Here is a 13,983-nt window from a genome sequence, read left to right on the forward strand (position 1 = left end):
AACGCAGGACAGATCATTTTGCAACATAATCATTCGATAAGCATGGGGCGTAGTCCACTTGGAAAAGCATGCGTTCTGGCACTTCCTACAGAGATTGTGTATGATCTGAATACAAGGTTACAGCAAAGGAAGGAGGCTGCACTCGGATGTATAATCTTTCGGCGCTGTATCATCCGATTACGGCCAATCCGGCCGGAGGCGGCGAGTATCTGCCGGGCAGGCTGCTTCAGCCTTATATCCGCTGCTACTGGGGATCAGGAGCACAGCCGCCGCCGCAGCGGACGGAGACCATCATACCAGACAGCTGCATGGACATCATATGGGAATGGGATGAGCGGACAGGGGAGTCCAGCGGGATTTTCTGCGGGATTAACGACACTCCGTTCGAGACAGGACAAGCAGCACAGCCTGTGCCGGTGCAGCGGTTCGCCATCCGGTTTCACTTCTGGGCCGTTCATCTGTTCGCAGACGAGCCGCTGACGGAGGTGCTGAATGTGCATGTTCCGGTGGAGTATTATTTTCGGACCTTCCGTAAGGAGCTGGGAGACAGGCTCCAGCTTATCCGTACAATGACTGAGCGCATCGCTGCTGCTGAAGACTTCCTTCTGCGGAGATTGGAACGGGGGAACCGCACCAGTGACGGGATGATGAATGCGGTACACAGGCTGCTTACATCACGCGGAATCATGACAGCAGGGGCGCTGGAGAGCAGCTCGGGCTTAAGCAGCCGCCAGCTTGAACGGCTGTTCCGGCAGCATATCGGCCTTCCGCCCAAAAAGGTGGCCGATCTGATCCGCTTTCAGAATGTCTGGCTGGATCTGTACCGTTCACCGCAGACGAAGGGCGTAATGCAGGATATAGTGTTCACCTACGGGTACAGTCACCAGTCCCATTTGATCAACAATTTCAAGAAATTCGCGGGCAAAACTCCGCTGGATGCGCTGAGCCATGCCCGGCGCTGATGTCGTTTTTTTGCAATACAAGCCATGCAGACAGAATTACAATGAGGATAGAACGGCTGACACCAGCCCGGACACATCACAAGCGAGTGAAGGGAAGGATATCATTATGATCACAACATTTGACGGCATCAATCTGTACAGCAAAAATCCGGCGGCACTGGCGGCATTCTACTCAGAGGTGCTAGGCATTCCAGTTCCATTCGAGGGCTACGGAGAATCTGACGGCGCCAAAATTGCTTTTGAACGCAGCCAGCCCGGCATCATTATATGGAACGCAGCCAAATGGGAGAATCTGACGACAGGAACTGTTAATCTGGTGTTCTCCTGTGGCAGTCTGGACGAAACATATGAGCAGCTGAAGGCGAAAGGACTGGATTGCCATCCCCCGGCAACCATGGAGTACGGCGGTAAAGAAATGAATTTCCGTGATCCCGACGGCAATGGCATTACGTTGCTGGAAGGCGGATATTAATCGTTCCACACATCATATGACAATAGAATTACTGAGCGTCAGTACCGGGCAGAAGTTATGTCCTGGACTGGCGCTGTTTGTGTTATGCGGCAAGGATGCCCAAGGTACGAACAGAAGCCCTTTTTAAGAACAGAAGCCCTTTTAAATGTTGACAATGATAATCATTATCAAATAGAATGGGATTAATACAGCGTAAAGTAAGCAAGACGCGGTCGGCTTAGGGGACCGGATATAGAGAATATATTTCATTTGTACCTTGGGAGGATTAAAGTCATGGCTAAAGTGCTAGTGGCATATGCCAGCTTGACCGGCAATACGGAGGAAATCGCTGAACTGATTGTGGAAGGAATACGCGCGGCAGGCGGAGAGGCGGTACTGAAATCGGTTACCGACTGCAATGCGGATGAGATAAAAGCTTATGGGGCTGTACTGCTGGGTGCGTACACCTGGGGAGACGGCGAGCTGCCGGATGAATTCCTGGATTTCTATGAAGAGCTGGATGAGCTGGATCTCAGCACCTGTAAGGCAGCGGCCTTCGGAAGCGGAGACACTGGATATGAGATCTACTGCGGGGCGGTGGATCAGATTGAAGAGAAGCTGAAGGAGCGCGGGGCCAACATTGTGCAGCCCAGCCTGAAGATTGAATACGGTCCGAATGCAGCGGAGAAAGAGGCTTGCCGCACCTACGGACGCCAGTTCATCGAGACCTGCGCGGCGGTCTCTTAAGGATGGGCGCGGCGGCAGGAGACTTCACAGAAATGAAGCCGGATGCTGAAGCTGGCCGGTTCAGACGTCTGAATGATTACCGCATGGAGCATATCATGCTGGGCGGAGCAGAGATGACCGGCAGCGGAGCTCCTGCTACCGGACTTCCCCGCTGGAGACAGCAGGTTCAATATGCAGTCGGACATACGCTTAATGACTTCTACAGTCTCCGGCCCGAGGTGCGCCGGGAGACGCCGGTCCAGTTTCTGCTGGAGCGGCGCTGGCCGCCGAAGGGCAATGCTTTTCCTTCTCTGATGCATTACTGGGATGTCAAGCAGGCGGTGGCCGATGAGCTGGTGCGGATAGTCGCAGGCAGTTTCGCCGGAGAGATTCCGGTGATGCGTTTCGAGCAGTGGCATGTTCCTGTCCGGGAGCTTGAGATTGAGCTGGCGGTGATTTTTCAGCTGGCCTGGAATTCGGAGCTTACGGGGCGCAGTCTGAATATACAGAAATTCATGGTACACGCTGACCAGCAGGTAATTACCGGATTTCTGCATATGGCGAATGTGTTCTGCCATAAGGCTTACGGGAAGCCGGCGGAGACGATCGCTATTTACTCACTATTGGATGGCCGCAGGCAGCTGTACGACGGAGCAGACATGCCTCTTCAGGAGTCGCTGGATTATGTGCGCCTCTTGTCTGTCTTTCTGGAGCGGGAAGAGCAGGCAGAGGGATGTGTGAAATGCAGCAACCGCCGCAGTGACCGGGATGAAGCCCAGGTGCGGGGCTACGGGCTGATGTAGAAGCAGACGATGAATTAAGAGACTATGCTAAAAAAGCATCTCCTCCAGGGTCATTTGACCGTGAAGAGATGCTTTCTGATTGTTTAGGAATTGTATGTGGAAAACAGCATACAATCGGGCGGAGGCGGGGCCTCGGGTTAAAATGTATGCGGAAAACAGCATACAATCGGGCGGAGGCGGGGCCTCGGGTTAAAATGTATGTGGAAAACAACATACATTGGAGCGGAGGCGGGGCCTCGGGTTAAAATGTATGCGGAAAACAGCATACAATCGGGCGGAGGCGGGGCCTCGGGTTAAAATGTATGTGGAAAACAGCATACATTGGGGCGGAGGCGGGGCCTCGGGTTAAAATGTATGCGGAAAACAGCATACATTGTGCTGCCGCGAAGGCGCACAGGCCCAATGTATGCTTCTTGAAATACTCCTTTCCAGGCTAGCTGTTCAAAGGATAGGTGTAATAATCCTGCTGGTTGAGCACGACGAATCCGCAGCTCTCATAGAGCTTCAGAGCATTCGGGTTATCGAGTGCAACCTCCAGATTCACGCCGTTATAATTCCGCTGCTCCCGCTCGATGGTCTGCATGAGCGCGCTCCGGCCAATACCTAGCCCCCGCAGCTTCTTGTCTACCACAAATCCGTAGATCCAGGTCTCGTTGTCCTCGGACCACAGCCGCATTTTGCCGGCAGGCTGGCCGCTGAGCTCAATGATAATATGCTCCTGGGAGCCTTCCTGTTCGTGCTGCACATACATTTCAGCGGCGTCTTCCTCCGTCATCTGGAATCCGTCACAGTCGAAGGCGATGAGCAGCGGGGTCTCCTCCGGGCGTGCAGGCCGGAGCAGTACATTGCCAGAGGCCGAGCTGGACTCTGAGGCTCTGACCTTGCTGCCCGCACCGTCCCACTTCATCTGAAACTCCGAATGGCTGAAGGCAAGCGGCAAGATCTTCAGGTAAGCATGGCCTGAGGCTGATGCGGCAGGGGTGTTCAACAGCAGCGTTTTCACTTTATCCTGCCTGATGATAGCCTCTGCCTGCTTCCAGAGAGCGCTGAAGATGCCCCGGCGGCGATAGCCTGGCCGGACCATGCCGCAGACCTCCATATCACCGCCGATGCCGTACAGGCCGATGAATCCGGTCAGCAGTTCCTCTTCATAGGTTACCAGGTATTTGGCACCGCCTGCTTCTCCGGGATGCCGGAGCATGTCCCAGTTCAGCTTCAGGGCAATGCCCTCATATTGCTCGCAGCGCTGCTGCAGCTCTTCAATCTGTTTCAGTGTATCTGTATTCGTCAAACGTTCTTCCTCCTATTTGAGCACATCCTTGTATTCCGAGTGCTTCTCGAATTGATGGGCCGCATACGGGCACACCGGTTCAATCTTGACCTTCTGCTCACGGGCCAGGTCAACGACCGCCCGCACGAGCTTCTCTCCCGCGCCCTGACCGCGCAGATCCTCCGAGACAAAGGTATGGTCAATCACCAGATTCCCTGTGTTCTCTTCCGTTCTGTATGTAATCTCGGCCAGGTCTTTTCCGTCACCAGCGATATAGAAACGTCCTTCTCCCTTTGCAATTGTCTCCATCTTATAACCTCACTCCATTCCGGTAATGTGCCTTTATTTTACTACCCTGTCCGGCAAAAAGCGAGAAAGCGAAAGAAGGATCAGGGAATAATATGATATGATTATGGCACTAACGCTGTAATGGCAAGAAGTTGCATCAGGGGGTATAGACATGGACTACAAGGCAGAGGTTCATTTTCATCCGGTATATGAATTAATAAGCAGCATACATACGTTCATCTGCAAGAAGGGGAGTAAAAAGATCGATCTCGGCATGTCCTGGGCGGCGGAGGTGTCAGGCCGGCTTAGCCCGGAGCTGCTGGTAGCATTAGAGGAGACGGAGCTGGATAATGATTGGAAGCTGTTTAATCTGCTGGTCCATCTGTGCCCTGACAAACAAAGTGTGGGCACTGTGCTGGACTGGCTTGGCGGCTTGTCCGTTGGGGAGATGTACGAGACACTTGGCGGTCATGTCAGTCAATTTCCTGTCCAAATGGAGCTCTACCGCAGCCGTATGGTCTTCCTGCTCTCGGAGTGGAACCGGCAATACTTCAGCAGTTGCAATCCGGTGATCATGGACAAGCTGCAGCAGCATACGGAGGAGCGGAGGGGGATGCTGACGGGCAGCCCGGTTGCCGAATTTGTGAATAAGACAACGAACGGATTCTATTTCTTGCCGGGCGGCGGTCTGCGCAGGCTGGTGCTGATTCCGCAGTTTCATTTTCAGCCGATCAATATCCTGTACAGCTACGGTGACCTGACCCTATGTCATTATGCCGCAAGAATCCAGGTGCCGGAAGAAGAGATTTCACCGGCCATGCACCGGACACTCCGCAGTCTGGGCGAGAAGAGCCGTCTCCGAATTCTCAAATCGCTGGGCGGCGAGCGCAAATCATTCACGGAGATTGCCAGAGAGGCAGGTCTGTCGAAGGGGATTGTTCATGACCATATTACCAGCCTGCGGAGTGCCGGTCTGCTGAATGCTTATATCGAGGGGGAGAATGTCATTGCGTACAGTCTGCGGCTGGAGGGCATTCAGCAGATGAACGAGCAGCTGTCAGCTTATCTGAAATAACAGCGCACAGCTTGTATTCTCAGCCTTACTTGAACGTTTAACCGGAAGTCAAAGTCTTCTCAGCAAAAGAGAAGATTTTGGCTTTTTTTGCTGTGATTCACCAAATTAATTCTTCTGTTGGAGAATTTTTTTGGAGTTCTCTATTTACAGAACAGACTTTACTTTCTATAATGTGAACTATCGGTCTTTATTCATACTTAGTGGGTAGGAATTATTAGAATTTATAAATTGTGAGAAAAGAGATGATGTTATGAGAAAAAGTACGTTTGTGTTGTCCTCCTTATTCCTGGCAGCTTCGCTGTTGCTGTCCGCCTGCTCCAATAACAGTAGCCCGGAAGCAGCATCCACAGCCACTCCTGCCAGCTCTGCTCCGGGCGGGGCTTCAACCAACTCAGCAGCTAGTTCGGCCCCAGAGGTTGTGCCTGCCGGTGCGCTTAGTGAGCCATTTACTGCAACCGACCTTACGAAGCTGCCCGCAGCCGCCCAGAAACGCACCGATACCATCATCGTAGGACTTACCGATCCCAGCGGAGCCTTCACGCCTTATTTTCAGGAGAGCGGTTATGACGGCAATGTCTCCTCACTGCTCTATGCATCGCTGGTGACGGTGGATGACAAGGGGGTGCCAACACCGGAGCTGGCCGAGAGCTGGGAGGTGTCGGACGATCAGCTTACATATACGTTCTATCTGCGCAAAGATCTGAAGTTCAGCGACGGCTCGCCGCTCACGGCTGAGGATGTGGCGTTCACCTGGACTCTCCAGTACGACAAAGCCTATGACGGCGGCTCTTCGCTACCCTCGCTGAAGGTGAAGGGCGGCGAGGCTTACAAGGCCGGAACGGCCAAGACAGTTGAGGGCATCAGGATTATCGATCCGCAGACCCTGTCTGTTACGCTGGAGCAGCCTAATGCTACGGCGCTGGTGACTCTGGGCTCCAATGTGCTGTCTAAGGCCTACTACGGTAAGGACTACAAATTCGGCCAGCTCGAATATATCAAGAAGCTGCATGAGAAGCCGCTGGGCGATGGCCCATATACGCTGGAGAAATTCATTCCCGGACAAGAGGTCCGGCTGGTCGCCAACCCGAATTACTTCAAGGGCAAGCCTAAGACAGAACATTTTATCTACAAAACCACCTCAGGGGATGCCTGGCAGTTCCTTGAGACGGGTGAAGTGGACTATGCTTCTTTTCCTGCAACAGAAGAAAATATCACGAAGCTGAAACAGCTCGGTTACGTCAATATTCTCCCGTATACCCCAAGCACTTATGGTTATATGCAGGTTAATCTGAAGCATGAGCAGCTCAAGGATAAGCGGGTCAGACAGGCGATTGCCTATGGGCTGGACCGGCAGAGCATCTATGTGGACGCGGCTGAAGGCGCGGGTGCCGTAGCTAACATTCCTGCTTCGCCGATCTCTTGGTCTTATACAGAGGAAGGCATTAACCCTTACAAATATGATCCTGAGCAGGCGAAGAAGCTGCTGGATGAAGCCGGCTGGACCGTAGGGGCAGGCGGTATCCGCGAGAAGGACGGCAAGCCGCTCAGCATCCATTATCTGGCCAGCAAGAGCAAGAGCTCCGACATCTTCATCGCGGTTGCCAAAGAGAACTTCGCAGCGCTTGGCATTGACTTCCAGCCGGAAATCTTCGCCGACTTCAACTCGCTTGTCTCCAAGACAGAGAGCGGGGACTATGATCTCGTCTCCTTCTCCACCAGTATGCTGACCGATCCGGCGGATGGCTTCATGCAGTTCTTCGACGGTGAGATCACGGACTATGACAATCCGAAGTTCACTGAGCTGTACAACAAAGCGCTGGCTACGACGGATATTGAACAGCGCAAAGCAGTCTATAAAGAGCTGTATCAGCTATTCAACGACGAGCTGCCGGTCATTTTTACCAATTACAAAAAAACGGTATACGCCTATAACGGCCGCATTGAGAATCTCTCGGTCAGCCCGTTCATCGGTCTTGCCGGCAGTCTGCCTAACTGGACTCTGAAATAACGAATTGTTCATCTCCTGTCTGTGTCACATGGTAGGGGCAGGCAGGAGGATGAAGCCTAAGGAGCCATTCATGAGCGCTTATCTGACTAAAAGAATGCTGTATATGCTGATCATCCTCTTTGCGGCTTCGCTGCTGATCTTCTGCCTATATGCCCTGACGCCGGGGGATTTCATTACCGGAAACATCAAGCTGACGGCAGAACGCAAAGCGGAGCTGCGGGAGATCTACGGCCTGAACAAGCCGGTGCTGGAACGCTACTGGACATGGATGAGCCATGCCTTCCACGGGGATTTCGGATATTCACTTGCCCAGCAGAAGCCGGTGCTTCAGCTATTTGGCGATTATATCTGGAATTCTTTTTTGCTGGCGGCTGTCTCTACCTTCCTCACTTGGCTTATCGCGGTAATTATCGGTGTCATCTCTGCTTATAAGCAATATTCCTGGTTCGACACGCTGGTGATGATTGCGATCTTCGCTGCCATGTCCTTGCCGTCCTTCTTCATCGGCTTGTTCCTGATCAAGATTCTGGCTGTGGATCTGAAGTGGCTGCCGCCGGGCGGGATGACGACTACGGGCAGCACCGTGGCAGGATTTGCCTATTTCAAGGAAGTGGTGCAGCATATGACGCTGCCGGTCATTGTAATGACGCTGCTTGGACTGGGTTCATTAACCCGCTACTTCCGCAGCAATATGATTGATGTGCTCAAGCAGGACTATATCCGGACGGCCCGTGCAAAAGGGCTCAGGGAGCGGAAGGTGCTGTTCTCCCATGCGCTGCGCAATGCCCTGCTGCCGGCAATTACGCTGGTTGGCTTTGAGCTGCCTGCCCTGTTCGGAGGCTCGATTATTATCGAGCAGATCTTCAACTGGCCGGGGATCGGCCAATTGTATATGAAGTCCTTCGGGTTAAGGGATTATCCCTTGCTGATGGGCTTTACCATGTTTCTGGCTATTCTGACCGTCATAGGAACCCTGCTATCGGATATTCTGTACCGGGTGGCTGATCCGCGTGTCCGGTTATAGGAGGGGAGTTCTCATGGCAACTGATCTCAGTGTGAAAAAAATGGAGGGACCCCGCTCCAGCCTGCGCAAATCCTCCCTGCTGCGGCAATCCTTGCGGAGGCTTATGCGCAATAAGCTGGCCGTTGCCGGGTTCGCGGTGGTTGTTTTTATGTTTGTGTTATGTTTCATCGGCCCGTTCTTCTCACCTTATACGGATAACAAAATCAACATGGCTTTCATGAACAAAGCCCCGAGTCTGAAGCATTGGCTGGGTACCGATGCGCTGGGCCGGGATATTCTGACCCGGGTGATGCAGGCCGGACGCATATCCCTGACCGTAGGTCTTGCTTCCATGCTGCTGTCTGTATTTCTGGGGGCGCTTCTGGGGGCGATTGCCGGTTATTACGGGGGGCTGCTGGATCAGATCATTATGCGGATTGCCGATCTGCTGATGACCATTCCCGGTCTGCCGCTGCTGTTCATCTTCGGTGCATTGCTCTCGGAATGGAAGATTCCGACGGATTACCGGATGTATATCGTCATGCTGATGCTCAGTATTGTGAACTGGCCGGGGCTGGCAAGGATGGTAAGGGGCCAGATGCTGAGCCTGCGGGAACGTGAATTCATGCAGGCGGCAGTGGTGCTGGGACTGCGCGACCGCAGGAAGCTGGTGCATCATCTGCTGCCTAATATTGTTCCGCTGCTGATCGTTATGGCTACGCTGAATATCGGCGGTGCCATTCTCAGCGAATCGGTGCTGAGCTTCTTCGGCCTGGGGGTTATGCCTCCTACTCCGACCTGGGGGAATATGATTGACGCGGCGAACAATATTCTTGATTTCCAGAACCGGCCATGGCTGTGGATTCCGCCGGGATTGTCGATTTTTGCCACAGTGATTGCGATTAATATCTTTGGTGACGGCCTCAGAGACGTCCTTGATCCTAAACAGAAGAGGTAGGTGGCCAAATCGATGGAGCCTGTAATGAATATAGACGGTCTAAGCACCGAATTCTTCACGGAAGAAGGCACCGTTAAGGCGGTGGATAACGTCAGCTTCAAGATCGGCAGAGGTGAAACAGTCTGTATTGTCGGTGAATCCGGCTGCGGGAAAAGTGTCACGGCCATGTCGGTTATGGGCCTGGTGGAGGAGCCTAGCGGTAAAGTCACCGGGGGGCGTATCGGTTTCCAGGGAGAGGATCTGCTGCGGCTGGACAAAAATCTACTCCGCAGCATCCGCGGCCATGAGATTGCGATGATTTTTCAGGAACCCATGTCCTCGCTTAATCCGGTTATGAGAATTGGCGAGCAGATTATGGAGCCGTTGTCTGTTCATCTCCGAATGAACAAGAAACAAGCCCGTGCCCGTGCGCTTGAGCTGATTACCCAGGTGGGGATATCCCGTCCGGAACAGATTATGGCCAGCTACCCGCATGAGCTGAGCGGCGGTATGCTCCAGCGGATTATGATTGCCATAGCGGTCTCCTGCAGCCCTAAGCTGCTGATTGCCGATGAGCCGACCACGGCGCTGGATGTGACGATTCAGGCCCAGATTCTGGACTTGCTGCGCAGCCTCAAGGAAGATTCCGGGATGTCGATCCTGCTGATTACGCATGACTTAGGGGTTGTCGCCGAGATGGCGGATTATGTGATCGTGATGTACTCCGGGCAGATCGTGGAAGAGGGCGGAGTCGTGGAGCTGTTCCAGAATCCGCAGCATCCCTATACACGCGGGCTGCTGAAGTCGAAGCCTGTGATGGGCCAGCGCCTGGAGGAGCTCTATTCCATTCCCGGGCAGGTGCCAAGCCCGCTTGAGCTTGCCCCGTCCTGCTACTTCCATGACCGGTGCGGGCATTGTATGCCGGTCTGCCGTACACGGCAGCCGCTGCTGAAGGAGACCGGCCACGGGCAGAAGGTCTCCTGCTGGCTGTATGAGGAGGCGGAAGTCTATGTCTGAAGCGCTGCTGGAAGTGAAGCATCTGAAGAAATATTTTCCGGTGAAGCAGGGCCTGCTCGGCCGCACGACAGGAAATGTGAAGGCTGTAGACGATGTCAGCATCATACTCCGGCCGGGTGAGACCTTCGGCCTGGTCGGGGAATCGGGCAGCGGCAAAAGCACCGTAGGGCGCACCATTCTGCGCTTGACGGACAAGACAGACGGGGAGGTCCGGTTCAAGGGTACAGACATTCACAGCCTGTCTGCTGCGGAGATGCGGCTGATCCGGCCGCAGATGCAGCTCATTTTCCAGGACCCGTATAGTGCCCTTAATCCCCGGATCAGGGTCGGCGATGCCATAGGTGAAGCGCTGCTTGACCATGGGCTGTGTTCAAAGGCTGAGGTCAGAAGCCTGGTGCTGGAGGCGCTGGAGGCCTGCGGGTTATCCGCATATCATATTGACCGTTTCCCGCATGAATTCTCCGGCGGCCAGCGCCAGCGGATCGGGATTGCCCGGGCGCTGATCCTGAATCCGGACCTGATTGTTGCAGATGAGCCGGTGTCGGCGCTGGATGTGTCGATTCAGGCGCAGATCATCAACCTGTTCAGCAAGCTGCAGCAGAGCAAAGGGCTGGCGTACTTATTCATCTCCCATGATCTTAGCGTGGTAGAGCATTTATGCACCAGAATAGGTGTGATGTATCTTGGGTCCATCGTGGAGACTGCCGCCAGGGATGAGTTGTTCCGGCATCCGCTTCATCCTTATACGAAGGCGCTGCTGTCCGCTGTTCCGGTGCCGGTTCCCCGGCTGAAGCGGGAACGCATCGTGCTGACCGGAGATATTCCAAGCCCGGCGAATCCGCCGTCCGGTTGTAAATTTCATACGCGCTGCCCATTCGCCTTGGAGGTCTGCAGAGCGGAGATTCCACTGTTGCGTGACGCTGGCGGCGGGCACTTGGTGGCCTGTCATTTAGAGTAATCATTTATAAATATGGATCTTGCTTGAAAATTACCCTATTTTGACTTGTTTATTTCCCGGTGTTATACTGATTCCATAGCAGGCAAATATGGTTAATAAGAGACTGATTAGACATAAGAGCTAATTGGTCTTGTTTTTTAATGCAGCTATGCTGACACTACTTGGCGTACGCCGCCCCCGGGCGACTTGCCCGGCTTCTGGACGAAGGGCGTAGCGCTCAAAAAAACTATTAGGAGGAAATATCATGAATACCACAGTACGCTTGACTGAAAGATCCGGATCGAACGCTTCCCAGCGCAGCAAAGGTTTTGTACCGGTTGTAGTTTACGGTGCAGGTTCAGATACCCAGTCCTTCTCAGCAGATGCCAAAACCCTTAATGATATTCTCGGCAAAAACCCGCGTGCCATCCTGAAGGTGGAATTCCCGGGCTCCGGCTCGAAAAATGCAGTTATTCAGGAAGTACAGCGCCAGCCGTTATCCCGTACCCTGCTTCATGTAGATTTGCAGCAGATTGATATGAAGGCAGAGCTGGACACCAAGGTGGCCTTCAACTTCACAGGCGACCCTGCCGGCGTCAAGAGCGGAGGCGTGCAGCAGATTGAGCTGTATGAGCTGGACATCCGCACCCTGCCGGACAAGCTGGAAGCTACATTTGATGTAGATATCAGCGGCCTGGAGATCGGTGATCAATTGCTGGTATCCGATCTGCCGAAGCATGAAGGCTGGGAGATTCTTACCCCTGAAGATACACTGATCGTACGGATCTCGCCTCCGCTCGTGATGGAAGAGCCGGCTGATGAAGCTGCCGCTCCAGCAGAGGAAGCAGCCGAAGCAGAGAAGTCTGAAGAATAAGACAATTCTGGCTGCAGCCATCGAATCGCTATAAGCAGAGCACTCCGCAGATAGCCTGAGATAACGGATGCGCTGAGAGTCATAGTCTATTGATCAACCAGGAGCAGACATATCCTTAGCAGGGAATGGTCTGCTCCTTTTTGCAAAAATGGAGTCTGGTACATCCTGGAAGTACATATGAGAGAGTAGGAGAGTGCATTCATGAATCCTAATATAATCAAGCTGGTAAGCGGCTCCAATGCGAAGCTGGACGAGGCTTCCACCCAGGCAACCGTGAAGATATCCTGCAGCAGTTCCCCGGCTATTCTGGATATCAGCTGCTTCATGGTGGGCGAGAACGGGAAGGTACCGTCCGATGATTTCTTTATCTTTTATAATCAGCCGGCTGATCCCAAGCACACGGTCGTATTCAATCCTATCGATAAATACAGCGGGGAGTTTGCCATTGATCTGCGTGCACTTAGCGCCTCGGGCATTGATAAATGCGTCTTCGCCGCTACGCTGGATGGCCCCGGAACCTTCGCCGATGTCAGAGGCTGCAGAATCAGCGCAGCAGGGAAGGATACGGAGCTGGTCTATGAGATTATGGAAGGCAATGCCGAGACCTCGCTCGTGCTGGCAGAGCTGTACCGCCACGGCGGGGGCTTCAAGCTGCGCGCGGTCGGACGGGGCTTCCATGGCGGACTGAAGCCGCTGGCGGAAGCGCATGGGGTCGAGGTGGAAGACGAAGCGCCGGAGGGCGGCAGCGGAGCACAAGCTCAAGCGGTGTCAGGCCATACGGAAGCTGCGGCTACCTACAGCGGACCGCCTAAGGATACAGTTCAGGAGGAGGCTCCCCGGCCGGCACTGAATTTGACGAAGATTGACCTTTTGAAGCAGCAGGTTGGAATTTCACTGCGCAAGAAGAATCTCGACCAGGAGAAGGCAAGGGTGGCCGTGGTGTTCGATGCATCTGGCTCTATGGCGCAATTATATGCGAAGGGAGTCGTGCAGCGGGCTTTTGAACGGGTGCTGGCTGTGGCGGCTAAGATGGATGATGACGGGATGCTGGATGTCTGGTTCTTCGCCACCAAGAGTAAGAGAATGCCGAGCGTGAATGAACACGGCTATGAGGATTATGTGAAGCAGACCTATCCGGGACCGAAGATGTTCGGGGGACTGGGCATTGGAAATAATGAGCCGGTGGTTATGGCGGATCTGATCAAGAAATACACGAAGGAGGAGCCGGGCGACCTGCCAGTCTATGTGGTGTTCTTCAGCGACGGAGGTATTTATGAGACGCCCAAAATATCGAAGCTGCTGATCCAGAGCTCGAAGCATAATATCTTCTGGCAGTTTGTAGGGCTGGGCAATGCGGATTATGGTGTACTCCGTGAGCTAGATGATCTGCAGGGCCGTTATGTGGATAATGCCGACTTCTTCGCGCTGGATGATCTGGACGAGGTTAGCGATGAGGACCTGTATGACCGGCTGTTCAACGAGTATCCGAAGTGGCTGCGTGAAGCCCGGCAGAAGGGCGTTGTGCGTTCATAGAATAGAGTATAGAGAGCAGACCCGAAGCCGGGGAAGGGCTGGGGTCTGCTCTGTTTTTTGATGCATGCGTGGGGGGGAGAAGGCGCGGCTGCGGGGGAA

At 53.8% G+C, this 13,983-nt stretch carries 14 protein-coding genes; 12 read left to right on the top strand and 2 right to left on the bottom strand.

The genetic code is table 11. The features are described 5' to 3' along the window. Positions 1-146: 146 nt before the first annotated feature. From NSU18_RS31905 to NSU18_RS31920, 4 genes are all read left to right on the top strand, one after another. On the top strand, positions 147-962 hold the full coding sequence (locus NSU18_RS31905) for a helix-turn-helix domain-containing protein (protein ID WP_341150950.1): 816 nt from the start codon (positions 147-149) through the stop codon (positions 960-962). A gap of 106 nt (positions 963-1,068) precedes the next feature. Next, on the top strand, positions 1,069-1,434 hold the full coding sequence (locus NSU18_RS31910; RefSeq protein ID WP_341018443.1) for a VOC family protein: 366 nt from the start codon (positions 1,069-1,071) through the stop codon (positions 1,432-1,434). A gap of 273 nt (positions 1,435-1,707) precedes the next feature. Then, positions 1,708-2,160 (top strand): flavodoxin, encoded by a 453-nt coding sequence (locus NSU18_RS31915; protein ID WP_341018444.1) that lies wholly within the window; start codon positions 1,708-1,710, stop codon positions 2,158-2,160. Positions 2,161-2,192: 32 nt separating this feature from the next. Continuing rightward, positions 2,193-2,942 (top strand): hypothetical protein, encoded by a 750-nt coding sequence (locus tag NSU18_RS31920; RefSeq protein WP_341018445.1) that lies wholly within the window; start codon positions 2,193-2,195, stop codon positions 2,940-2,942. Positions 2,943-3,375: 433 nt separating this feature from the next. Here NSU18_RS31920 and NSU18_RS31925 read toward each other — a convergent pair whose 3' ends face one another. Together NSU18_RS31925 and NSU18_RS31930 are read right to left on the bottom strand one after the other, a co-directional pair. Beyond that, entirely contained in the window at positions 3,376-4,233 is an 858-nt protein-coding gene (locus tag NSU18_RS31925; protein WP_341150951.1) for a GNAT family N-acetyltransferase, read from the bottom strand. 12 nt (positions 4,234-4,245) lie between these two features. Then, the gene (locus tag NSU18_RS31930; RefSeq protein WP_341150952.1) at positions 4,246-4,521 is read right to left on the bottom strand and encodes a GNAT family N-acetyltransferase; all 276 of its coding nucleotides are present in this window, start codon (positions 4,519-4,521) and stop codon (positions 4,246-4,248) included. Between the two features lie 151 nt (positions 4,522-4,672). Here NSU18_RS31930 and NSU18_RS31935 point away from each other — a divergent pair, with 151 nt between their 5' ends. The 8 genes from NSU18_RS31935 (at position 4,673) to NSU18_RS31970 (ending at position 13,884) form a co-directional block, all read left to right on the top strand. Next, the gene (locus NSU18_RS31935; RefSeq protein WP_341150953.1) at positions 4,673-5,575 is read left to right on the top strand and encodes an ArsR/SmtB family transcription factor; all 903 of its coding nucleotides are present in this window, start codon (positions 4,673-4,675) and stop codon (positions 5,573-5,575) included. Between the two features lie 250 nt (positions 5,576-5,825). After that, positions 5,826-7,583, top strand: coding sequence for an ABC transporter substrate-binding protein (locus NSU18_RS31940; RefSeq protein WP_341150954.1), 1,758 nt, complete (start codon positions 5,826-5,828; stop codon positions 7,581-7,583). Between the two features lie 70 nt (positions 7,584-7,653). Further along, on the top strand, positions 7,654-8,607 hold the full coding sequence (locus NSU18_RS31945; RefSeq protein WP_341150955.1) for an ABC transporter permease: 954 nt from the start codon (positions 7,654-7,656) through the stop codon (positions 8,605-8,607). A gap of 13 nt (positions 8,608-8,620) precedes the next feature. Then, the gene (gene opp4C, locus NSU18_RS31950) at positions 8,621-9,544 is read left to right on the top strand and encodes an oligopeptide ABC transporter permease (RefSeq protein WP_341018453.1); all 924 of its coding nucleotides are present in this window, start codon (positions 8,621-8,623) and stop codon (positions 9,542-9,544) included. A gap of 12 nt (positions 9,545-9,556) precedes the next feature. After that, positions 9,557-10,540, top strand: coding sequence for an ABC transporter ATP-binding protein (locus NSU18_RS31955; RefSeq protein WP_341150956.1), 984 nt, complete (start codon positions 9,557-9,559; stop codon positions 10,538-10,540). Next, a complete protein-coding gene (locus NSU18_RS31960; RefSeq protein ID WP_341150957.1) occupies positions 10,533-11,498 on the top strand; it encodes an ABC transporter ATP-binding protein in 966 nt (321 codons plus the stop codon). The genes NSU18_RS31955 and NSU18_RS31960 overlap by 8 nt, the downstream gene beginning before the upstream one ends. A 244-nt stretch (positions 11,499-11,742) precedes the next feature. After that, positions 11,743-12,351 carry a 50S ribosomal protein L25 gene (locus tag NSU18_RS31965; RefSeq protein ID WP_341018460.1) on the top strand — a complete coding sequence of 203 codons (609 nt, stop codon included), beginning with the start codon at positions 11,743-11,745 and terminating at the stop codon, positions 12,349-12,351. 201 nt (positions 12,352-12,552) lie between these two features. Continuing rightward, on the top strand, positions 12,553-13,884 hold the full coding sequence (locus NSU18_RS31970; protein WP_341150958.1) for a vWA domain-containing protein: 1,332 nt from the start codon (positions 12,553-12,555) through the stop codon (positions 13,882-13,884). The last annotated feature ends 99 nt before the right edge of the window (positions 13,885-13,983 follow it).

The organism is Paenibacillus sp. FSL H8-0048, assembly GCF_038002825.1.
GTDB lineage: Bacteria > Bacillota > Bacilli > Paenibacillales > Paenibacillaceae > Paenibacillus_AQ.